Genomic DNA, 22,808 nt, shown 5'->3' with positions numbered 1-22,808 from the left:
GACGAAACAAGAAGAGAAATGACCGACACCGAAACCGTGCTGGTCGCGGGCGGACAGGACTGGAACGAGATCGTCGAGGCCGCCCGCGGCGCCGACCCCGGGGAACGCATCGTCGTCAACATGGGGCCCCAGCACCCTTCCACCCATGGGGTGCTTCGGCTGATCCTCGAGATCGAGGGTGAAACCGTCACCGAGGCCCGGTGCGGAATCGGCTACCTGCACACCGGAATCGAGAAGAACCTCGAATACCGGTACTGGACTCAGGGCGTCACCTTCGTGACCCGGATGGACTACCTGTCGCCGTTCTTCAACGAGACCGCCTACTGTCTGGGTGTCGAGAAACTCCTGGGCATCACCGACGAGATTCCCGAGCGGGTCAACGTCATCCGGGTGATGATGATGGAGCTCAACCGGATCTCCTCGCACTTCGTCGCATTGGCCACCGGCGGCATGGAATTGGGTGCCATGACACCGATGTTTGTCGGTTTCCGGGCCCGCGAGATCATTCTCAGCCTGTTCGAGTCGATCACCGGCCTGCGGATGAACAGCGCCTACATCCGGCCCGGCGGTGTGGCACAGGACCTGCCACCGGATGGGCCTACCGAGATCGCCAAAGCCATTGCGGATCTTCGCCAGCCGCTGCGCGAGATGGGGGATCTGCTCAACGAAAACGCCATCTGGAAGGCGCGCACCCAGGACGTCGGCTACCTGGATCTGGCCGGATGCATGGCCCTGGGCATCACCGGCCCGATCCTGCGATCCACGGGGCTGCCCCACGATCTGCGCAAGAGCGAGCCCTATTGCGGCTATGAGAACTACGAGTTCGACGTGATCACCGCTGACGGTTGCGATGCCTACGGCCGCTACATGATTCGTGTCAAAGAGATGTGGGAATCGATCAAGATCGTCGAGCAGTGTCTGGACAGGCTGCGGCCCGGGCCGACCATGATCGAGGACCGCAAACTGGCGTGGCCGGCCGATTTGAAGGTGGGGCCCGACGGCATGGGCAACTCACCCGAACACATCGCCAAGATCATGGGTAGTTCGATGGAAGCCCTGATCCACCACTTCAAGCTGGTCACCGAGGGGATCCGGGTGCCGGCCGGTCAGGTGTATGTGGCCGTGGAATCACCGCGCGGCGAGCTCGGCGTGCACATGGTCAGCGATGGCGGCACCCGCCCCTACCGCGTGCACTACCGCGACCCCTCATTCACCAACCTGCAAGCGGTTGCAGCAATGTCCGAAGGCGGGATGGTTGCCGACTTGATTACCGCGGTCGCCAGCATCGATCCCGTGATGGGAGGGGTGGATCGGTGAACGCGCCACAGAGTCAGCCGGTATTCGTCCGGCTCGGACCGCCACCCGAGGAGCCCAACCAATTCACGGTTGAGGGCGCCCCGCAGGCCTACCCGCCGGATGCGCTGGCACGACTGGAGATCGAAGCCAAGGAGATCATCGGCCGCTATCCCGACCAGCGCTCCGCGCTGCTGCCGTTGCTGCACCTGGTGCAGGGCGAGGACTCCTACCTGACCCCCGCGGGCCTGCAGTTCTGCGCAAATCAGTTGGGCCTGACCGGAGCCGAGGTTTCGGCGGTGGCCAGCTTCTACACCATGTATCGCCGTGGGCCGACCGGCGAATACCTGGTCGGCGTCTGCACCAACACCCTGTGCGCGGTGATGGGCGGCGACGCAATCTTTGAGACCCTCAAAGACCACCTCGGCGTCGGCAACGACGAGACCACCTCCGATGGCTCGGTCACCTTGGGGCACATCGAATGCAACGCGGCCTGCGACTACGCGCCGGTGGTGATGGTCAACTGGGAATTCTTTGACAACCAGACACCGGAATCGGCGCGCGAACTCGTTGACTCGCTGCGCTCGGGCGAACCGATCGCGCCTACCCGGGGCGCTCCGCTGTGCGGCTTCCGCCAGACATCGCGCATTCTGGCCGGCTTGCCCGACACCCGGCCCGACCAGGGCCAGGGCGGTGCGGGAGCCGCGACATTAGCCGGACTGCGGGTGGCGCAAGACAACGACATGCAGGCACCGCCGGCACCTGGAGGGCAGTGATGACTTCCCAGGCAACACCTTTGACGCCGGTCATCAGTCGTTACTGGGACGACCCCGAGTCGTGGACGCTGGCCACCTACCGTCGCCACGACGGGTACCGGGCGTTGGAGAAGGCCCTGGCCATGGGGCCCGACGCGGTGATCGGGACGGTGAAGGACTCGGGTCTGCGCGGACGCGGCGGCGCCGGCTTCTCCACCGGCACCAAGTGGTCGTTCATTCCGCAGGGCGATGCCGGTCCCGCGGCCAAGCCCCACTATTTGGTGGTCAACGCCGACGAGTCCGAACCCGGCACGTGCAAAGACATTCCGCTGATGCTGGCCACACCGCACGTGCTCGTCGAGGGCGTCATCATCGCCGCCTACGCGATCCGGGCCAGCCACGCGTTCATCTACGTGCGTGGCGAGGTGCTGCCGGTGTTGCGCCGCCTGCAGAACGCGGTGGCCGAGGCATACGCCGCGGGCCTGTTGGGCCGCAACATCAATGGCTCCGGATTCGATCTGGAACTGGTGGTCCACGCCGGCGCGGGTGCCTACATCTGCGGCGAGGAGACCGCGCTGCTGGATTCGCTCGAGGGCCGGCGCGGTCAGCCACGCCTGCGGCCCCCCTTCCCCGCGGTTGCCGGGCTCTACGGCTGCCCGACGGTGATCAACAACGTCGAAACGATCGCCAGCGTCCCGACCATCATCCTCAACGGCGTCGACTGGTTCCGCTCGATGGGCAGCGAGAAGTCGCCCGGCTTCACCCTGTATTCGCTGTCCGGCCATGTCACCCGGCCCGGACAGTACGAGGCCCCGCTGGGGATTACCCTGCGCGAATTGCTCGACTACGCCGGCGGGATACGGGCCGGGCACCAACTGAAGTTCTGGACGCCGGGCGGATCGTCGACCCCATTGCTCACCGACGAGCACCTCGATGTGCCGCTGGACTACGAGGGCGTCGGCGGCGTGGGGTCCATGCTGGGCACCAAAGCGTTGGAGATCTTCGACGAGACCACCTGTGTGGTCCGTGCGGTGCGGCGCTGGACCGAGTTCTACAAGCACGAATCATGCGGCAAATGCACCCCGTGCCGAGAAGGCACGTTCTGGCTGGACAAGATCTACGCGCGCCTCGAAACGGGCAAGGGCACCCTCGAGGATATCGACAAGTTGCTCGACATCTCGGATTCCATCTTGGGAAAGTCGTTCTGCGCCCTGGGTGACGGAGCTGCCAGCCCGGTGATGTCCTCGATCAAGCACTTCCAAGACGAGTACATCGCCCACGTCGAACAGGGCGGTTGCCCCTTCGATCCCCGGGACTCCATGCTCACAGCAGGCCGGAATACCGCGAAAGGGACTGGGCCACAATGACAAGTGCGGCCAATACCAAGACCGGCGACGGGGTGAGCCAGCCGGAGCTGGTGACGCTGACTATCGACGGTGCCGAAATCAGCGTTCCCAAAGGAACTTTGGTTATTCGGGCCGCCGAGCTCATGGGTATACAGATCCCACGGTTCTGTGATCACCCGCTGCTCGAGCCGGTCGGCGCGTGTCGGCAATGCCTGGTCGAGGTGGAGGGGCAGCGCAAGCCGTTGGCGTCGTGCACCACCGTCGCCACCGACGATATGGTGGTTCGCACCCAGCTCACGTCCGAGGCCGCCGACAAGGCACAGCACGGCGTGATGGAATTGCTGCTGATCAACCACCCCTTGGACTGCCCGATGTGCGACAAGGGTGGTGAATGCCCGCTGCAGAACCAGGCCATGTCCAACGGGCAGCCCGAGTCGCGGTTCACCGACGTCAAGCGCACCTTCGCCAAGCCGATCAACATCTCCGCGCAGGTGTTGCTGGACCGCGAACGCTGCATCCTGTGCGCCCGGTGCACCCGGTTCTCCAACCAGATTGCCGGGGACCCGTTCATCGACATGCAGGAGCGCGGCGCCCTGCAGCAAGTCGGCATCTATGCCGACGAACCGTTCGACTCCTACTTCTCGAGCAACACCGTGCAGATCTGCCCGGTGGGTGCGCTGACCGGGACCGCCTACCGGTTCCGGGCGCGCCCATTCGATCTGGTCTCGAGCCCCAGCGTCTGCGAGCACTGCGCATCGGGGTGTGCGCAACGCACCGACCATCGCCGCGGCAAAGTGCTGCGCCGGCTCGCCGGTGATGACCCTGAAGTCAACGAAGAGTGGAACTGCGACAAGGGCCGCTGGGCGTTCACCTACGCGACCCAGCCGGACGTCATCACCACTCCCCTGATCCGCGACACCGACGGCAACCTGGTCCCGGCATCGTGGTCGCACGCCATCGTGGCAGCGGCCCGGGGCCTGCAGGAAGCCCGCGGCCGCACCGGTGTGCTGGTCGGCGGCCGGGCCACCTGGGAGGATGCCTACGCCTACGCCAAGTTCGCGCGAATCGCCCTGGACAGCAATGACATCGACTTCCGGGCCCGGCCGCACTCGGCCGAGGAGGCCGACTTCCTGGCCGCACGTATCGCGGGACGGCCAGTAACCGTCAGCTACGCCGACCTGGAATCCGCGCCGGTGGTGTTGCTGGTCGGGTTCGAGCCGGAAGACGAGTCGCCGATCGTGTTCTTGCGGCTGCGTAAGGCGGCGCGCAAAAACGGTCTTCCCGTTTACGCTCTCGCCCCGTTCGCCACCCGCGGCCTGCAGAAGATGTCGGGCCGGCTGATCAAGACCACTCCCGGCGCCGAGCCCGCGGCGCTGGACGCCCTGGCCACCGGCGAGCTAGGTGACCTGCTGGCGACGCCGGGCGCGGTCATCATGGTCGGCGAGCGCATGGCCACGGTGCCCGGTGGATTGTCCGCCGCGGCACGGTTGGCCGACAGCACCGGCGCCCGGCTGGCCTGGGTACCACGGCGGGCCGGGGAACGTGGCGCGCTGGAAGCCGGCGCGCTGCCCACACTGCTGCCCGGCGGCCGTCCGCTGGCCGATGACACCGCCCGCTCGCAGGTTCGTGCGGCGTGGCACGTTTCCGACTTGCCGACCGCCCCTGGACGTGACGCGGCCGGCATCCTGGCCGCCGCCACCGACGGGGACCTGGACACCCTCCTGGTGGGAGGCTTGGAGCCCGACGACTTCGCGGACCCTGACGCGGTGCTGGCCGCGCTGGACGCCGCCGGGTTCGTGGTCAGCCTGGAACTGCGGCACAGCCCCGTCACCGAGCGCGCCGACGTGGTGTTCCCGGTCGCGCCGACCACGCAGAAGTCCGGAGCGTTCGTCAACTGGGAGGGCCGCTACCGGGAATTCGAACCGTCGCTGCGGGGCAGCACCCAGCAAGCCGGCCAGTCAGATCACCGGGTCCTCGACGCGCTGGCCGATGAGATGGGCGTCTATCTAGGGATGTCGTCGGTCGAGTCGGCGCGCGAAGAGCTCGCGGCGCTGGGCAACTGGGATGGCAAGCACGCCGCCAGCCCCCATGTCACTGCCGCCGGTGCGGCCCAACCCGCGGCGGGTGAGGCCATCCTGACGGGCTGGCGGATGCTGCTCGACGCGGGGCGGTTGCAGGACGGCGAACCCCATCTGTCCGGCACCGCACGCCCACCGGTGGTGCGTCTGGCGGCAGAAACTGCCGCCGAGATCGGCGCCGCCTACGGCGACGCGGTGACCGTCAGCTCGTCACGTGGCTCGATCACCTTGCCGCTGAACATCACTGACATGCCCGAACGGGTGGTGTGGCTGCCCCTCAACTCGCCTGGTTCGGCGGTGTATCGCCAGCTGGGCGCGGGGATCGGCAGCGTCGTACGAATCGGCGCCGGCTCATGACCCGCACCAGCGACGATGCAGAGCGAAGCGATGAACAGGAGTGGCGCCCATGACCGATTTCGGACATGACGTCTGGTGGCTGGTCGTCGCCAAGGCGATCGCCATCTTCGTGTTTCTCATGCTGACGGTGCTGGTGGCGATCTTGGCCGAACGCAAGTTGCTGGGCCGGATGCAATTGCGCCCCGGCCCAAACCGGGTGGGGCCCAAGGGCTCGCTGCAAAGCCTGGCCGACGGAATCAAGCTGGCGCTCAAAGAGAGCATCACCCCCGGCGGCATCGATCGATTCGTTTACTTTGTCGCCCCGATCATCTCGGTGATTCCCGCGTTCACCGCGTTCGCGTTCATCCCGTTCGGTCCGGTGGTGTCGGTGTTCGGGCATCGCACGCCGCTGCAGTTGACCGATCTGCCGGTGGCGGTGCTGTTCATCCTGGGCCTGTCGGCGATCGGGGTGTACGGCATCGTGCTCGGCGGCTGGGCATCCGGATCCACCTACCCGCTGCTGGGTGGGGTGCGTTCGACGGCACAGGTCATCTCCTACGAGGTGGCCATGGGGCTGTCGTTCGCGGCCGTGTTCCTCTATGCCGGCAGCATGTCGACCTCGCAGATCATCGCCGCACAGGATCGCGTCTGGTACATCTTCCTGCTGCTGCCGTCGTTCGTGATCTACCTCATCTCGATGGTGGGCGAGACCAACCGGGCCCCCTTCGACCTGCCCGAGGCCGAGGGTGAGCTGGTGGCCGGTTTCCACACCGAGTACTCGTCGCTGAAGTTCGCGATGTTCATGCTCGCCGAATACGTCAACATGACAACGGTTTCGGCGCTGGCGGCCACGTTGTTCCTGGGCGGCTGGCACGCGCCATGGCCGTTGAACCTGTGGCACGGGGCCAACGCGGGCTGGTGGCCGGTGCTTTGGTTCACCGCCAAGGTGTGGGGATTTTTGTTCATGTACTTCTGGCTGCGCGCCACGCTCCCTCGGCTGCGCTACGACCAGTTCATGGCGCTGGGCTGGAAGCTGCTGATTCCCGTCTCGCTGGTGTGGGTGCTGATCGCGGCGGTGATCCGGACCCTGCGCAACCAGGGCTACCAATACTGGACACCGGCGCTGGTGGTCAGCAGCATCGTCGTGGCCGCAATCCTGGTGATGTCGCTACGAAAACCGTTCAGCACGCCCAACGCCGTGACAAAGGCCCGGCGGCGCGGCAAGCAGCCGGCCGCCGGCCCCGACGAGCAAGGCGCCTTGGAACCGCTGTTCCCGACGCCGCCGCTGCCCATGAAGCCGCTGGCTCAGCCAGTTGGTGCGAGCAAGGAGAACGCCCGTGGCTAAATTCCTGGACTCCATTGCCGGATTCGGCGTGACCTTCGGGTCGATGTTCAAAAAGACGGTCACCGAGGAGTACCCGGAGAAGCCGGGTCCGGTAGCTCCCCGGTATCACGGCCGCCATCAGCTCAACCGCTACCCCGACGGCCTGGAGAAATGTATCGGTTGCGAGTTGTGCGCCTGGGCCTGCCCGGCTGACGCGATCTACGTCGAGGGCGCGGACAACACCGACGAGCAACGGTTTTCCCCGGGTGAACGCTACGGCCGGGTGTACCAGATCAACTACCTGCGCTGCATCGGTTGCGGTCTGTGCATCGAGGCTTGTCCGACCCGGGCGCTGACCATGACCAATGACTACGAGTTGGCCGACGACAACCGTGCCGACCTGATCTATGAGAAGGACCGGCTGCTGGCCCCGCTGCAGCCCGAGATGACCGCGCCGCCGCATCCCAGGGCTGTCGGCGCCACCGACAAGGACTACTACCTGGGCAACGTGACCGCCGAAGGCTTGCGCGAAACACAGAAAACCGGAGAGTCGCGGTGACTTCGACCCTGGCTTCCAGTCTGGCCGCGGACACCATCACCGTTACCTCGACCGGTGAGGCGGTGACCTTCTGGATTCTGGGTGCGCTGGCGCTGGTCGGCGCGCTCGGGGTGGTGATGGCCGTCAATGCCGTGTACTCGGCGATGTTCTTGGCGATGACGATGATCATTTTGGCCGTGTTCTACATGATCCAGGACGCGCTGTTCCTGGGGGTGGTCCAGGTCGTCGTCTACACCGGCGCGGTGATGATGCTGTTCTTGTTCGTGCTGATGCTCATCGGTGTGGACTCCGCGGAGTCGCTCAAAGAGACGCTGCGCGGGCAGCGGGTCGCCGCGCTGGTGATCGGGGTCGGATTCGGTGTCCTGTTGATCGCCGCCATCGGCAATGTGGCGGCCGGAGGCTTCGCGGGGTTGACGGCCGCCAACGCCAACGGCAACGTCGAGGGCTTGGCGGCGCTGATCTTCTCGCGCTACCTGTGGGCCTTCGAGTTGACCAGCGCACTGCTGATCACCGCGGCCATCGGCGCGATGGTGCTGGCCCACCGGGAGCGCTTCGAGCGCCGCAAGTCCCAACGCGAACTCTCCCAGGGGCGCTTCCGCCCCGGCGGTCACCCCACACCGCTGCCGAACCCCGGCGTCTACGCACGCCACAACGCGGTCGATGTGGCCGCGCTGCTGCCCGACGGCTCCTACTCCGAGTTGTCGGTCCCGGGGATCCTGCAGCCCCGCGGGGCGGATGGACTCCAGACGCCTTCGCCCGAGGCCATCACAGGTGGTGCGTCATGAATCCCGCCAACTATCTGTATCTTTCGGCGCTGCTGTTCACCATGGGCGCCTCCGGGGTGTTGTTGCGCCGCAATGCGATAGTCATGTTCATGTGTGTCGAGCTGATGCTCAACGCCGTCAACCTCGCGTTTGTCACGTTCGCCCGAATGCACGGGCATCTGGACGGACAAATGATCGCGTTCTTCACGATGGTGGTCGCAGCCTGCGAAGTCGTCGTCGGTCTGGCCATCATCATGACGATTTTCCGTACCCGCAAATCGGCGTCGGTCGACGACGCGAACCTACTCAAAGGCTGATAGCGCCACAGTGACGAACTTTCTGGGGACTCAACACACCTGGCTGCTGGTGGCGCTGCCGCTGGCGGGTGCCGCGATCTTGCTGTTCGGCGGTAGGCGGACCGACGCGTGGGGACACTGGTTGGGTTGTGCGGCGGCCCTTGCCTCATTCGGCGTTGGCGCGACCATGCTCGCCGACCTCGTGGGGCGCTCCGTCGACGATCGGCTCATCCACCAAACGGTCTTCACCTGGATGCCGGTGAGCCAGCTGCAGGTGGACTTCGGACTGCAAATCGATCAGCTGTCCATTTGTTTCGTGCTGCTGATCACCGGAGTCGGATCGCTGATCCACATCTACTCGGTCGCCTACATGGCCGAAGACCCCGATCGCCGTAGGTTCTTCGGCTACCTCAACCTGTTCTTGGCCTCGATGCTGCTGCTGGTGGTCGCCGACAACTACGTGTTGCTCTACGTCGGGTGGGAAGGCGTGGGCCTGGCGTCCTACCTGCTGATCGGCTTCTGGTACCACAAGCCGTCGGCCGCCACGGCGGCCAAGAAGGCGTTCGTGATGAACCGGGTTGGCGACGCCGGGCTGGCTTTGGGCATGTTCGTCATGTTCAGCACCTTCGGCACGCTGTCCTACGCCGGGGTCTTTGCCGGTGCGCCGGCCGCCAGCCGGGGAACGCTGACCGCGATGGGTTTGCTGCTGCTGCTGGGGGCGTGCGCCAAGTCCGCCCAGGTGCCGCTGCAGGCCTGGTTGGGCGACGCGATGGAGGGCCCCACCCCGGTATCCGCCCTGATCCACGCCGCCACCATGGTGACCGCCGGGGTGTACCTGATCGTGCGGTCCAACCCGCTCTACAACCTGGCGCCGGACGCGCAGCTGGCCGTGGTCGTGGTGGGTACCGTCACGCTGCTGCTGGGGGCGGTCATCGGGTGCGCCAAGGACGACATCAAACGCGCGCTGGCCGCCTCAACGATGAGCCAGATCGGCTACATGGTGCTGGCCGCCGGCCTGGGCCCGGCCGGCTACGCGTTCGCGATCATGCACCTGCTCACCCACGGTTTCTTCAAGGCCGGACTGTTCCTGGGATCCGGATCGGTCATCCACGCGATGCATGAGGAACAGGACATGCGCCGGTACGGGGCGCTGCGCGCCGCCCTGCCCGTCACCTTCGTCACCTTCGGGCTGGGCTACCTGGCGATCATCGGTGTGCCACCCTTCGCGGGCTTCTTCTCCAAGGACGCGATCATCGAGGCAGCGCTGGGCGCCGGCGACACCCGCGGCTATGTGCTCGGCGGTGCGGCCCTGCTGGGAGCGGGGGTCACCGCGTTCTACATGACCCGGGTGATGCTGATGACCTTCTTCGGTGAGAAGCGGTGGGCGCCGGGAGCCCACCCGCACGAGGCTCCGGCCCTGATGACCTGGCCGATGATCCTGCTGGCCTTCGGCTCCGTCTTCTCCGGTGGTCTGCTGGCGATGGGCGGCACGCTGCAGCGTTGGATCGAGCCCGTCGTCGGAGCCCATGAGGAAGCCACCCATGCGCTCCCGACCTGGGTCAGCACCACGGTGGCGCTCGGTGTCGTCGCCGTCGGTATCGCGGTCGCCTACCGGATGTACGGCACCGCTGCCATCCCCCGGGTGGCCCCCGTCCGGGTTTCGGTGCTGACGACGGCCGCGCGCGCCGACATGTATGCCGATGCCTTCAACGAGGAGGTGTTCATGCGCCCTGGCGCGCAACTGACCGACGCGGTGGTCGAGGTCGACAACGCGGGTGTGGACGGCTCGGTCAACGCTTTGGCCGGATTGGTGAGCATGACGTCGAATCGGTTGCGACGAATGCAAACCGGCTTCGCCCGCAACTACGCGTTGTCGATGCTGGCCGGTGCGGTCCTGGTGGCCGCGGTGCTCTTGGCGGTGCAGCTGTGGTGAACTCACACGTACCGTGGCTGACGCTGCTGTGGCTGGTCCCGCTGGCCGCTTCGGTGCTCATCATCTTGCTGCCCCCGGGGCTGCGCCAGCTCGCCAAGTGGACCGGCCTGATCGCCAGCGTCGTGACGCTGGCGGTGTCGGTTGTCGTCGCTACCGGGTTCAAGCCGAGCGGCGAGCACTACCAGTTCGTCGAAAACCGCTCCTGGATCCCGGCGTTCGGCGCCAGCTACACGCTCGGGGTGGATGGCATCGCGGTGGTGCTGGTGCTGCTGACCACGGTGCTGATCCCGCTGCTGCAGATCGCCGGCTGGAATGACGGCGGCGAACGCACCAGGGGTGTGCACGCCTACGTCGCGTTGACGCTGGCCATCGAGTCGATGGTGCTGATCTCGGTGGTCGCGCTGGACGTCTTGCTGTTCTACGTGTTCTTCGAGGCCATGCTCATTCCGATGTACTTCCTCATCGGGGGTTTCGGGCAGGGCCGCGCGCGCTCCGGGGCCGCGGTGAAGTTCCTGCTGTACAACCTGTTCGGCGGGCTGATCATGCTGGCAGCGGTCATCGGGCTCTATGTGGTGACCGCCCAAAACGGGTCTGGAACTTTCGACTTCCGCGACATCGTGGCCGGCGTGCAGGGCGGGCATTACGGCGAACATCCGGCGGTCTTCAAAGCCTTGTTCCTCGGATTCATGTTTGCGTTCGCCATCAAGGCCCCGCTGTGGCCCTTCCACCGCTGGTTGCCCGATGCGGCGGTGGAGTCCACGCCGGCGACCGCGGTGCTGATGATGGCGGTGATGGACAAGGTCGGCACGTTCGGCATGCTGCGCTATTGCCTGCAGCTGTTCCCGGACGCCTCAACCTATTTCCGCCCGTTGATCGTGACGCTGGCCATCATCGGCGTGATCTACGGCGCAGTCGTGGCGATCGGTCAGACCGACATCATGCGACTGATCGCCTACACGTCGATCTCGCACTTCGGGTTCATCATCGCGGGGATCTTCGTGATGACCACCCAGGGCCAGAGCGGTTCGACGCTGTACATGCTCAACCACGGACTGTCGACGGCCGCGGTCTTCCTGATCGCCGGCTTCCTGATCTCGCGCCACGGCAGCCGGGCGATCGCCGACTACGGCGGTGTGCAGAAGGTGGCTCCGGTGCTGGCCGGCACCTTCCTGGTTTCGGCCATGGCCACCCTGTCCTTGCCCGGCCTGGCCCCATTCATCAGTGAATTCCTGGTCCTGCTTGGCACTTTCAACCGCTACTGGCTGGCCGCAGCCTTTGGCGTCACCGCGCTGGCGCTTTCCGCCATCTACATGTTGTGGCTGTACCAACGCGTGATGACCGGACCGCTGGCCAAGGGCAACGAGCGCATCGGTGACCTGGTGCCACGCGAAATGATCGTGGTCGCGCCGCTGATCGCGATGCTGCTGATCCTCGGGGTCTATCCCAAACCCGTGCTCGATGTCATCAACCCGGCGGTCGAGCACACCATGAGCACCATCGGCCAGCACGATCCCGCGCCCAAGGTGCCACACCCGGTTTCGGGCGTGAGCGCCCGCCGGACAGCCGAAGGACCACACGAATGATTTTGCCCAGCCCAAGCATCGAATACTTCCTGCTGTGTCCGATGCTCATCGTTTTCGGCATCGCCGTCGTCGGCGTGCTGGCCGAGGCGTTCCTGCCGCGCCGGCTGCGATACGGCGCGCAGGTGACACTGGCCCTGAGCGGGTTGGTGGCCGCATTCGTCGCGGTCATCGTGGTGGCCCGGTCGATTCCGGTGACTGGCCGCCGCGCCGTGCTCGGGTCGATGGCAGTGGATCGGCCAACGCTGTTCTTGCAGGGCACGGTGTTGCTGGTGGCGGTGATGGCGGTCATCTTCATCGCTGAACGCAGCGCCCACCGGGTGGCCGCCCAGACCAAGACGGCGGTCGCCGCGGGCAGCGGCGGACTCGACTCCTTCACGCCGCAGGCTTCGGCCGTGCCCGGCAGCGACGCCGAACGCGAGGCGCAACGTGCGGGGGCAGCGCAAACCGAAATCTTCCCGCTGCTCACGCTTTCCGTCGGCGGCATGATGGTATTTCCCGCGGCCAACGACCTGTTGACCATGTTTGTCGCGCTCGAAGTGCTCTCCCTGCCGCTGTATCTGATGTGCGGACTGGCGCGACACCGCCGGTTGCTGTCGCAGGAATCGGCGCTGAAGTACTTCCTGCTGGGCGCGTTCTCTTCGGCATTCTTTCTCTATGGTGTCGCGTTGCTCTATGGCGCTACCGGCTCGCTGACCCTGACCGGTATCCGGGATTCGCTGGCGGCACGCAGCGATATGTCCATGGCCTTGGTGGGCGTCGGTCTGCTGTCGGTCGGTCTGCTGTTCAAGGTTGGCGCCGTCCCCTTCCACTCGTGGATTCCCGATGTGTACCAAGGCGCACCCACGCCGATCACCGGGTTCATGGCGGCGGCCACCAAGGTTGCCGCTTTCGGCGCCCTACTTCGGGTGGTCTACGTGGCGCTGCCCCCGCTGCACGATCAGTGGCGGCCGGTGCTGTGGGCGATTTCGATATTGACCATGGCGGTTGGCGCCATCACCGCGGTGAACCAGACCAATGTCAAACGGATGCTTGCCTATTCGTCGGTCGCACACGTCGGCTTCATCCTGACCGGCGTGATCGCCGACAACTCGGCGGGTCTGTCGGCGACGCTGTTCTACCTGGTTGCCTACAGCTTCAGCACGGTGGGCGCATTCGCCATCGTCGGCTTGGTCCGCGACGCGGACGGGGTCGAGGACGCCAACCTGTCCCATTGGGCGGGGCTGGGTCAGCGCTCCCCGATTGTGGGCGTGATGCTGTCGATGTTCCTGCTGGCCTTCGCCGGCATCCCGCTGACGAGCGGGTTCATCAGCAAGTTCTCCGTGTTCAAGGCCGCCGCCGAGGGCGGTGCGGCGCCGTTGGTGGTCATCGGTGTCATCTCCAGCGGAGTGGCCGCCTACTTCTACGTCCGGGTGATCGTGTTGATGTTCTTCACCGAAGAGTCCAGCGACACACCGCAAGTGGTGGCGCCGGGCATCTTGAGCAAGGCGGCGATCGCGGTTTGTGCGGCGGTCACTGTGCTGCTGGGGATCCTGCCGCAACCGGTGCTCGACCTCGCCAACCAGGCCGCCCACTTGCTGCACTGAACCAGCTGTGGGGTGACCCGGCTGGTGACTCACGGGGGTAATCGCCCCTACCAGCGGGCTAGAGGTGGAAGAACCCCGACTGGTTGTCCATGGTGTTGAAGAAGCCCGAAGTGAAGGCTCCTGAGCTGAAGACGCCCGCGGTGAACGAAATGGTGATGAACGGCGCCACGTACACATAACCGTTGTCACCGGAGTTTGCGATACCGATGTTCAGAAAGCCGTTGTTGAACAGCCCCCTGTTGAGGCCGCCCCCGGAGTTACCGATGCCCGCGGTGCCGGGGCCCATGTTGAAAAAGCCCGATGTCCCCTGGTTGAAATGAATGGGGATCGGCGGCGCCGGCGGCGGAAGCGTCTTGGTGGTTTCGTACTGGGCGTTTTGGATACCGGAGGTATCGACACCGGAGTTGTTGAAGCCGGAGAGTCCGGTACCGGTATTGCCGAAGCCCGAGTTCGGGCCAGCCTGGGTGGCGGAGCTCGCGATGGACGTGTTCAGGTTGCCCGAATTGAACAGACCGGTATTGATGTCCCCCGAATTCCCCCATCCGGTGTTGGTGCTGCCCGAGTTGAAGTCACCGGTGTTGACGTCGCCAGCGTTGAAGCTGCCGGTGTTCGACAGGCCCGAGTTTCCGAAGCCGAAGTTGCCGCCGCCACCGTTGCCGAAACCGAAATTGCCGCCTCCCGCGTTCCAGGCGCCGAAGTTGGCGGCACCAGCGTTCTGAACACCCGTATTGCCGCTGCCGGAATTTTCGAATCCCGTGTTGGTATCACCGGAGTTCAAGCAGGGCTCCGGCGTTGTTGATTAGCAGGCTTGTGAGCTGGGGAATTGTGGATTGAGGAGGTCTAGGCGGCGGTTGGCGGTCAAAGCGGTGATCCGGCAGGCTTCGGCGATGTTGTCGGCGCCGTTGAGGCGGTGCAGATTGATCGCGGTGTTGCGTAGCGTTGCTAGGACCTGTGCGCCGTTTCCGGTATGTGCCCTTTGACGGTCTTCGTCGAAGGTGACGTCGCGTATCCAGTGCAGGCTGTTCTCGATTCCCCAGTGTTGACGCATCCAGGTCATGATCGCGGTAGGGCGGGCGTGCTCGAACGGCAGGCTGCAGATGGCATAGACCACCTTCACGCTGCGCTGGTCGGTGGCGGTGATCAAGCGTTCACGAGTGATCCGGATGATTTGTTTTGCGTAGGGGAAGCCGATTCCTCGTGCAGCGGTGATGATTTGCAGGGTGCGGGTCTCGACACGGCCGTGGCCGCGGGAGTCGTCGGTAGCGACTGCGGGCACCTCGGCCCAGGGCAGCGCGGTGATACGCGCAAGTATTTTGGCTTGGTTGGACTTGACGATCATCAGGTAGTGCGACTTCAAGGTGGCGCAGATCAACTTCGCGGTGACGACCTGGGTATGCATCGCATCCACGGTGACCAGCCACCGCAAGCTACCCGGCAGCAGCGTGAGCAGGGCACGTACGCAGGGAATTTCATTGCTTTTCTCGGCGACAGCGAGTTGACCGAGCACCAATCGGGCACGGTGGGCGAACACCGACACGAGATGCGTGGCTGTCGCTTTGGCGCGTAAAGCACCACGCAGCATCTTGCCGTCCAACGCGATCGGCACCAATCCACTGGGGTCGCTGCTGGCCACGTGTGCAGTGAAGTAACTGCCCATCCTGGCGTTGAGGTCGGCGGGGTCTAGCCGAGACAAAACAGCGCGGAAGGTCTTCTCACTGGGCCGCCGGAACCCGACCCCTAATTGGGCCAACACATCATCGGGAGCGGTGGCCGCCCATGTGGCAAAACCAGCATAGCCGCGCATCCCCGCGGCAGTGGCCAGAACCGCGATCGCCAACAAAGCCATCAGCGAATACCTCCGACCGCGTGGGTCCCTCGGGTCTGGCACCGAGGCCAACACATCGAGAAACTCCGATCCGATGAGCTCGCTGCGCTCACCAGGACTCCAGCGGTCGAACACCTCTGGAACCGACGACACAGGCAATACTGAAACGGTAGGCACGGGCAACTCCAGACCAACGACGAACAGTAACCAACTCGGTCGTTCTCCAGATAGCCCGTGCCTACACTCCGGCCCCAATAGCGCGGCACCAAAGATCATCAACCCAGCTCACAAGCCTGCTAATCAACAACGCCGGAGCCCTGGGAGTTCAAGAAGCCGTAGTTACCGTTGCCCGAGTTGAAGAAGCCCACGTTGTGGTCACCAGAGTTGAAGAACCCGATGTTGTTGCTTCGCGAGTTGCCAAAACCCGTGTTGGCGAGTCCGGTGTTCAACGCGCCAATGCCCATCTGGTTGTCGCCGGTGAGCCCAAAGCCAATGTTGTTGTTACCGGCGTTGGCAAACCCCACGTTGCCATCTCCGAGATTGGCGAAACCAAAGTTGTTGCTGCCAAGGTTGGCAAAGCCGCGGTTGGTGTCGCCGATATTTCCGCTGCCGATGTTACTGCTGCCGGTATTACCGTTGCCGAAGTTGTGACTGCCGAGGTTGCCACTGCCGACATTACTGTCACTGCCGACCGATGAGAGCACCCCGTTTCCGCTACCCAGATTCGAATTGCCGTAGTTGCCGCTGCCCAGGTTTCCGTCGCCGTAGTTGCCACTGCCGACGTTGGAGCCGCCGGTGTTTCCGCTCCCGAGGTTGAGGTTGCCGATGTTGCCGCTGCCCAGGTTGTTATCCCCGGTGTTGCCGTTGCCCAGGTTGAAGTCGCCAATATTGCCCAGCCCCAGGTTGAAAGCGGGAATTGCCGATGCGGCGGCCTGTAGCTGAGCTACCCCCGGTAGGCCCGAGATCCATTGCTGTAGCCCCGCCTCCCAGGACGGAAATGCAGCCGCTGCCGCCGACGCCCCACCGTGATAGCCCACCATCGCCGCCACATCCGCGGCCCACATCTGCTCATAGGCGCCTGCGGTCGCAGCTTTCGCCGGCGCATTCTGCCCAAACAGATTCGACATCACCAACTGCACAAACACATTGCGATTGGCCGCCACCGCCACCGGATGCACCATCGCCGAGCGCGCTGCCTCAAAAACCTCGGCAACCGCCCTGGCCTGGGCCGAAGCCCCCACCGCACGCGCCGCCGCCGCGCTCAACCAACCCGTATAGGGCGCCGCCGCAGCCGCCATCGCCGCGGCCGCCGCACCCTGCCAGACCTGACCGGCCAGCCCCGAAGTCACCGACTCAAACGACCGCGCCGCGGTCCCCAATTCCTCAGCCAGCCCACCCCAGGCCACCGCGGCATCCAGCATCGGCGCAGCCCCAGCACCGGCAAACATTCGCACCGAATTGATCTCCGGCGGCAGCAGCAAGAAGCTCATCACTCAGTCCTTCCGTGAACCACACCAAGCGTCTGTCCGCGGCGGTTCGCCATGACGCGTGGCCATGCGCTCCGCTCGACCAGTAGCAATAGACTGTAGGCAAAACTTGCCGCTTTGCCAGCGGTTCTGTCAAATTCCGTCGGTTTCTGGGCAATTGCACGAGAAATTGCTGGAATCCGGCTGCCGATCGTGCACACAATTCCAGAATGCTATTTCAATTTATCGCGCGCATTGGCACGGCCCCCCAGGGCTCCGGCGTTGTTGATTAGCAGGCTTGTGAGCTGGGGAATTGTGGATTGAGGAGGTCTAGGCGGCGGTTGGCGGTCAAAGCGGTGATCCGGCAGGCTTCGGCGATGTTGTCGGCGCCGTTGAGGCGGTGCAGATTGATCGCGGTGTTGCGTAGCGTTGCTAGGACCTGTGCGCCGTTTCCGGTATGTGCCCTTTGACGGCCCGGTCGCGATTTCGTATCGTCGCGCCAGCATCGGACGCAGATGCCGGTCCCAGTCCGCCCGGGTGGATTCCGACCTACGGATCGTGGTCTCGGTACCCGACAGCCAGCGACGCAGTCCGTCGCCCACGTCATCGGGGTCCGTCTCCGCCGGCGGCGCCATTGCGTGCCCCACCACTCGACGAATGTTGAGCAGCACCAGGGCGACGGCCACCCCCGAGGCCGCCAGGACCAGTCGGTGGTCACGCACGGCCAGCGTCAGCAGCTCCACCGCGACAATGAGCAATACGCCCAGCACAATAAGCCTTTTCACATTTCATCGCCTCGGCCGGTCGAGGCACCCACGGGCGCCGCGAGTTCGTCGAGCACTAGCCGCAGAACGCGCACCGCCAACTCGCGGTGGCCCTCGTTCATGACATGCGTGCTGAACCGCGCTTCAGCGAACAGGTTCACCAGCTGTACGGCGTTATCGGCCTGCAGCGCATGATGTTGCACTGCGCGCGCCAACACCTCGGTTGGGGTGTCGAAGTCGCGCGGCGCGGCCGCGGGGACATTGGCCAGTTCGCGTTCCATGGCCGCATAGCAGGCGATGATCGCCTCGCGTGGATCGCGCTCGAGGTCGGCCATCTCGGCCAGTCCGACTTTGGCCGCCCGCACCAGCAGTTGCGAACGTTGCGGCGGCTCCGGGGATTCGCCGGCAACGTCGGTGTGGGTATTGGAGGTCTCGGCACGCCATCGGCGCCGCCACAGAACCGCCACCGCAGCCAGGATGGTCAGGAGCAACGGCGCTGTTGCTGCGAGCAGAATTTCGAGGGTATTGATGTTGTCGTCGGAAGGCTGTTGTGGTTGTTGCGGCCTGGGCGCACCGTCGCCGGTCGGCGCCGGCACGCCGGGATCGGAAGCGGGCGCCGACGGCGCGACTTCGTCCGGGGTAAACAGGCGCGACAGCAGCAGCGTGAGCAGCAGATAGGCGGCAATCACCGCGAGTCCGATCAGCAATACCCGCCAACTGGTTCGTCGGTGTCCGCCGCCAAGCATTTGGGCGAGGTCCCCCGCGCTGGGCGCCACTGCGCGCGGATCCCGCAGCCGCGCAATGATGGCGAATGCCATCAAGGCGACACTGCCGCTCAAGACCGCTATGACGAATACCAGCGCCGGACGGCTGGTAGCCGGTTCGGTGTGCGAGGTGCCATCGTCGTCCGGGAGATAGCCGCGCAGGGCAGCGGCAACCAGAATCAGCAACACGATCAGCGCAACAACGCGTCCCGTCGGCTTGTCAATTCCGGGCATCGGCACACACCTGCCTGCCGCCATCTGCGGCATGGTCTTTGTTCATAGTTGCACGTCAGGAGTCCGCGCCGCCAGGAACACGCACACTATCGCTGGCCGCCTCGGCGCCCTGGGCGCTAGTCGCGCCCGAACGCCCGAAAGCTACCGTCGAGGACTTCGTGATGGCCGATGGTGCGCCCGGTAACCAGGTCGGCGTCCACCGACGCCAGCACCACGGCCGCCCGTGCGAATTCCTCCGCCGAAGCGGTGTCATCGAATTCGCGTGCGTAATAGGACAGCCCCGGGGTCGGAATCGGCTTCGAAGGCGCCAGCGCGTTCACCGCAATGTGGTGGTCGGCGAGATCGAAAGCCGCACATTGGGTCAGGTGTTCGAGCACGGCTTTGGAGCCGCCGTATCCGGGCAGGACGCCGCCGCTGCGGTCAGGATAGGGCCCGTCGCCGGGTAGCCGGGATGCCACCGAAGTGATGTTGATGATCGAGCCGGCCCCCGCCGCGATCATGTCGGGGCAGCTCAGTTGCATCAACTCGTATGCGGCAAAAACCGAAGTCTCGAAGTGCCGGCGGTACGCCGCCAACGGGACGCTGACGAATCCGGGCCAGCCCGGCTTGCCGACCGCGGCTCTGCTGGATTTGGCGCGCGGTGCCGCACCGGGCACCGGTGGCCGTCCGGGGGCGGTGAACGCGGCGTTGTTCACCAGAATTGTGATGGGGCCCAGGCTGTCCCGGGCCGCCGTCACCAGCGCCGCGACGTCGTCGCGGTCGGTCAGATCGGCGCGCACCGCTACCGCACGTCCCCCTGCCGCCTCGATCTGGGCGACGGTGTCACCGATGGTTCCGGGCAAGCGGCTGTCCCACACCTGCTCGGTACGCGGGGCCACGACAACGGCGGCCCCTGCGGCGGCCAAGGCAAGCGCAATGGCGCGCCCCAGCCCACGGCTGGCGCCGGTGACGATGGCCGCCCGCCCGGCGAGCGCACCCGTCACCGGGTCACACCATGCACGAGTATCGCGGTGGTCTGATCCACCCATGCCTCGTCGAGCATCTGGTCCGGATACAGCAGTACCCGCAGCATCGTGGCTCCCCCGATCAATTCGATCATCCGGTTCGGATCCACGTCGGGATGCGCCTCGCCACGGTCGACGGCCTCCTGCAGCCGGATACGCACCGTGGCGAACAACTCGGTGAAACGCGACAGCACCCGGGCGTTGAGGTCGGCGTCCGCGGTCATGTCGGCGACCAGCCCCGGCAATGCGGCTCGAACCACCGGGGTGGTGAAGACATCGCGCGTCGCCGCGACCATCATCCTGATATCTCCGGCGAAGTCGCCGGCCGGAGCCGACAGCACGCTGGGCGTCACCGGAAACGCGGCCTCATGGACCAGCTCGGCCTTGCTCGACCACCGCCGGTACAACGCAGACTTGGTGGTGCCCGCCCGCTCCGCGACAGCAGCCAGGCTGAGGTTGGAATAGCCGATTTGCACAAGCAGTTCCATGGTCGCGCTCAAAATGGCAAAGTCGATGCGGGGATCCCGCGGCCGCCCGACGCCGGGGGCCTTGTCAAGGGAAGAGGGGTCTGCTTTCATAACGCTACCTACCGTATCGTAATTGCCTCTTGAAGGAAGCAGCTGTGGCCAACGAAACGCCGGTCGAAGATGTAGCCCACCTACAGCGCTCCAGCCGCGACATGACGACTTTGCCGGCAATGATGGCACGGTGGCTGGCGGGCGTGCTGCCCGGCAACGCGGCACCCGAGGTGACCGTGGAAAGCGGTGTCGACTCGACGGGGATGTCTTCGGAAACGATCATCCTGACCGCACGTTGGCACGAGGATCACCGGCCTGTGCAGCAGAAGCTGGTGGCCCGGGTGGCGCCGGCCGCCGGAGATGTGCCCGTGTTCCCCAGCTACCGACTCGACCACCAATTCGAAGTCATCAAGCTGGTGGGTGAACTCAGGGACGTCCCAATGCCCCGAGTGCGCTGGATGGAACCCACCGGAGAAATGCTGGGGACGCCGTTTTTTCTGATGGACTACGTCGAGGGCGTGGTACCGCCCGACGTGATGCCCTACACGTTCGGCAACAACTGGTTCGTCGATGCGCCGGCCGAGCGGCAGCGTGAGCTACAGGACGCCACCGTCGGACTGTTGGCCATGCTGCATTCAATACCGAAGCCGCAAGACACATTTGGCTTCCTGTCCGACGGGCCGTCCGGTGACACCGCGCTGCGCCGGCATTTCGACTGGGTGCGCTCGTGGTACGACTTCGCGGTTCCTGGCATCGGCAACTCCGCGCTGATAGAGCGGACCTTCCAGTGGCTGCAAGAGCACTGGCCCAGCGAGGTGGCCGCACGCGAACCCGTGCTGCTTTGGGGCGACGCCCGGGTGGGCAACGTCTTGTACCGCGACTTTCGGCCCGTGGCGGTACTGGACTGGGAGATGGTCACGTTGGGACCCCGCGAACTCGATGTCGCGTGGATGATATTTGCGCACATGGTTTTTGAAGAACTTGCCGGATTGGCGACGTTGCCCGGGCTGCCCACGGTGATGCGCGAGGACGACGTACGCCGCACCTACCAGCGACTCACCGGTACCCAACTTGGTGACCTGCACTGGTTTTACGTCTATTCCGGAGTCATGTGGGCCTGCGTCTTCATGCGCACCGGGGCGCGTCGGGTGCATTTCGGTGAGGTGGAAAAGCCCGACGATGTCGAATCACTTTTCTACCACGCTGGATTGATGAAACGTCTGATCGGAGATGAGCGCTGATGCCGCAACCACTTGGCCCCCTCGACGAGTACCCGGTACATCAACTTCCCCAACCGATCGCCTGGCCCGGCTCCTCCGACCGCAATTTCTACGACCGCTCCTACTTCAACGCCCATGACCGCACCGGAAACATCTTTGTGATCAGAGGTATCGGCTACTACCCCAACCTCGGCGTCAAGGACGCGTTCCTGCTGATCAGGCGCGGGGATACCCAAACCGCGGTGCACCTTTCGGACGCGATCGATCAGGACCGGCTGCACCAGCATGTCAACGGCTACCGGATCGACGTGATAGAGCCGCTGCGCAAGCTGCGCCTGGTGCTGGACGAAACCGAAGGCGTGTCAGCCGATCTCACCTGGGAGGGGTTGTTCGACGTCGTTGCGGAGCAGCCGCATCTGCTGCGGTCCGGCAACCGGGTGACCCTGGATGCGCAGCGCTTCGCCCAGCTCGGCACCTGGAGCGGCCAAATCCAGGGCGACGGGCAGCAGATCGACGTCGACCCGGCGACCTGGATCGGTAGTCGGGACCGATCGTGGGGCATCCGGCCGGTCGGCGAGCCCGAGCCGGCTGGGCGACCCGCGGACCCGCCGTTTGAGGGCATGTGGTGGCTGTATGTCCCCATGGCGTTCGACGACTTCGCGATCGTGCTGATCATTCAAGAGGAGCCCAGCGGATTCCGCTCGCTCAATGACTGCACCCGGATCTGGCGTGATGGCCGCGTCGAACAGCTGGGCTGGCCGCGGGTCAAGATTCACTACCGCTCGGGCACCCGCATCCCGACCGGGGCAACCATCGACGCCACCAGACCCGATGGCACGCCGGTGCACTTCGATGTGGAATCCAAGCTGGCGGTTCCGATTCATGTCGGCGGTGGCTACGGCGGCGATTCGGACTGGCTGCACGGCATGTGGAAGGGCGAGAAGTTCGTCGAGCGGCTGACCTACGGCATGACCGATCCGGCGATCATCGCGCGGTCCGGCTTCGGCGTCATCGACCACGTGGGCCGCGCGGTATGCCGTGACGGCGACACGGATCCGGTGGAAGGCTGGGGCCTCTACGAGCACGGGGCGCTGGGACGCCACGATCCGTCGGGATTCTCCGACTGGCTCACGGTTGCGCCCTGACCGCACCGCGCGTTGCTC

16 protein-coding genes and 5 pseudogenes are annotated in these 22,808 nt (G+C 65.2%); 13 read left to right on the top strand and 8 right to left on the bottom strand.

Annotated elements, in window-relative coordinates:
• Window positions 1-18 precede the first annotated feature (18 nt).
• The 11 genes and pseudogenes from nuoD (at window position 19) to nuoN (ending at window position 13,850) form a co-directional block, all read left to right on the top strand.
• Complete coding sequence (gene nuoD, locus SHTP_RS07320) at window positions 19-1,317, top strand: NADH dehydrogenase (quinone) subunit D (protein ID WP_096370191.1); 1,299 nt, start codon at window positions 19-21, stop codon at window positions 1,315-1,317.
• Window positions 1,314-2,069 (top strand): NADH-quinone oxidoreductase subunit NuoE, encoded by a 756-nt coding sequence (nuoE, locus tag SHTP_RS07315; protein WP_011740426.1) that lies wholly within the window; start codon window positions 1,314-1,316, stop codon window positions 2,067-2,069. Before nuoD ends, nuoE begins: the two co-directional genes overlap by 4 nt.
• Window positions 2,069-3,415 carry an NADH-quinone oxidoreductase subunit NuoF gene (nuoF, locus tag SHTP_RS07310; RefSeq protein WP_096370190.1) on the top strand — a complete coding sequence of 449 codons (1,347 nt, stop codon included), beginning with the start codon at window positions 2,069-2,071 and terminating at the stop codon, window positions 3,413-3,415. Before nuoE ends, nuoF begins: the two co-directional genes overlap by 1 nt.
• Window positions 3,412-5,829: an NADH-quinone oxidoreductase subunit G gene (locus SHTP_RS07305; protein ID WP_096370189.1), complete on the top strand. Its 2,418-nt coding sequence runs from the start codon at window positions 3,412-3,414 to the stop codon at window positions 5,827-5,829. Before nuoF ends, SHTP_RS07305 begins: the two co-directional genes overlap by 4 nt.
• Window positions 5,830-5,878: 49 nt before the next feature.
• A complete protein-coding gene (gene nuoH, locus SHTP_RS07300) occupies window positions 5,879-7,153 on the top strand; it encodes an NADH-quinone oxidoreductase subunit NuoH (RefSeq protein WP_011740429.1) in 1,275 nt (424 codons plus the stop codon).
• Window positions 7,128-7,691, top strand: a pseudogene (gene nuoI, locus SHTP_RS07295) (NADH-quinone oxidoreductase subunit NuoI); the annotation flags it as partial. The gene nuoH and the pseudogene nuoI, both read left to right, overlap by 26 nt.
• A gap of 8 nt (window positions 7,692-7,699) precedes the next feature.
• Window positions 7,700-8,476 (top strand): NADH-quinone oxidoreductase subunit J, encoded by a 777-nt coding sequence (locus SHTP_RS07290; protein WP_096372367.1) that lies wholly within the window; start codon window positions 7,700-7,702, stop codon window positions 8,474-8,476.
• Window positions 8,473-8,772, top strand: a complete 300-nt coding sequence (gene nuoK, locus SHTP_RS07285) for an NADH-quinone oxidoreductase subunit NuoK (RefSeq protein WP_096370187.1) — start codon at window positions 8,473-8,475, stop codon at window positions 8,770-8,772. Before SHTP_RS07290 ends, nuoK begins: the two co-directional genes overlap by 4 nt.
• Window positions 8,773-8,782: 10 nt before the next feature.
• A complete protein-coding gene (nuoL, locus tag SHTP_RS07280) occupies window positions 8,783-10,684 on the top strand; it encodes an NADH-quinone oxidoreductase subunit L (protein WP_096370186.1) in 1,902 nt (633 codons plus the stop codon).
• Window positions 10,681-12,267, top strand: a complete 1,587-nt coding sequence (locus SHTP_RS07275; RefSeq protein ID WP_096372366.1) for an NADH-quinone oxidoreductase subunit M — start codon at window positions 10,681-10,683, stop codon at window positions 12,265-12,267. Before nuoL ends, SHTP_RS07275 begins: the two co-directional genes overlap by 4 nt.
• Complete coding sequence (nuoN, locus tag SHTP_RS07270) at window positions 12,264-13,850, top strand: NADH-quinone oxidoreductase subunit NuoN (protein ID WP_096370185.1); 1,587 nt, start codon at window positions 12,264-12,266, stop codon at window positions 13,848-13,850. Before SHTP_RS07275 ends, nuoN begins: the two co-directional genes overlap by 4 nt.
• Before the next feature lie 58 nt (window positions 13,851-13,908).
• On the opposite strand, the pseudogene SHTP_RS07265 reads toward nuoN, so the two are convergent.
• From SHTP_RS07265 to SHTP_RS07230, 8 genes and pseudogenes are all read right to left on the bottom strand, one after another.
• Window positions 13,909-14,628 (bottom strand): annotated as a pseudogene (locus SHTP_RS07265) (hypothetical protein); the annotation flags it as partial.
• A gap of 21 nt (window positions 14,629-14,649) precedes the next feature.
• Window positions 14,650-15,852 (bottom strand): ISAs1-like element IS2404/ISMul1 family transposase, encoded by a 1,203-nt coding sequence (locus tag SHTP_RS07260; protein WP_420872960.1) that lies wholly within the window; start codon window positions 15,850-15,852, stop codon window positions 14,650-14,652.
• 143 nt (window positions 15,853-15,995) lie between these two features.
• Window positions 15,996-17,165 (bottom strand): annotated as a pseudogene (locus SHTP_RS07255) (PPE family protein); the annotation flags it as partial.
• 265 nt (window positions 17,166-17,430) lie between these two features.
• Window positions 17,431-17,613 (bottom strand): annotated as a pseudogene (locus SHTP_RS07250) (ISAs1-like element ISMul1 family transposase); the annotation flags it as partial.
• A gap of 1 nt (window position 17,614) precedes the next feature.
• Window positions 17,615-17,926: pseudogene (locus SHTP_RS28650) on the bottom strand (hypothetical protein); the annotation flags it as partial.
• Window positions 17,923-18,903 (bottom strand): DUF4129 domain-containing protein, encoded by a 981-nt coding sequence (locus SHTP_RS07240; protein ID WP_015354924.1) that lies wholly within the window; start codon window positions 18,901-18,903, stop codon window positions 17,923-17,925. The gene SHTP_RS07240 and the pseudogene SHTP_RS28650, both read right to left, overlap by 4 nt.
• 116 nt (window positions 18,904-19,019) lie before the next feature.
• On the bottom strand, window positions 19,020-19,886 hold the full coding sequence (locus SHTP_RS07235; RefSeq protein ID WP_096370183.1) for an SDR family NAD(P)-dependent oxidoreductase: 867 nt from the start codon (window positions 19,884-19,886) through the stop codon (window positions 19,020-19,022).
• On the bottom strand, window positions 19,883-20,485 hold the full coding sequence (locus SHTP_RS07230; RefSeq protein ID WP_096370182.1) for a TetR/AcrR family transcriptional regulator: 603 nt from the start codon (window positions 20,483-20,485) through the stop codon (window positions 19,883-19,885). The genes SHTP_RS07235 and SHTP_RS07230 overlap by 4 nt, the downstream gene beginning before the upstream one ends.
• 101 nt (window positions 20,486-20,586) lie before the next feature.
• Between SHTP_RS07230 and SHTP_RS07225 the strand changes: the two genes are divergently transcribed.
• Window positions 20,587-21,666, top strand: coding sequence for a phosphotransferase family protein (locus tag SHTP_RS07225; RefSeq protein ID WP_420866688.1), 1,080 nt, complete (start codon window positions 20,587-20,589; stop codon window positions 21,664-21,666).
• A complete protein-coding gene (locus SHTP_RS07220) occupies window positions 21,666-22,790 on the top strand; it encodes an Rv3169 family protein (RefSeq protein WP_096370180.1) in 1,125 nt (374 codons plus the stop codon). The genes SHTP_RS07225 and SHTP_RS07220 overlap by 1 nt, the downstream gene beginning before the upstream one ends.
• The last annotated feature ends 18 nt before the right edge of the window (window positions 22,791-22,808 follow it).

Source organism: Mycobacterium ulcerans subsp. shinshuense (genome assembly GCF_002355775.1).
Taxonomy (GTDB): Bacteria; Actinomycetota; Actinomycetes; order Mycobacteriales; family Mycobacteriaceae; genus Mycobacterium; species Mycobacterium marinum.
This window is presented reverse-complemented; position numbering and strand designations above follow the sequence as displayed.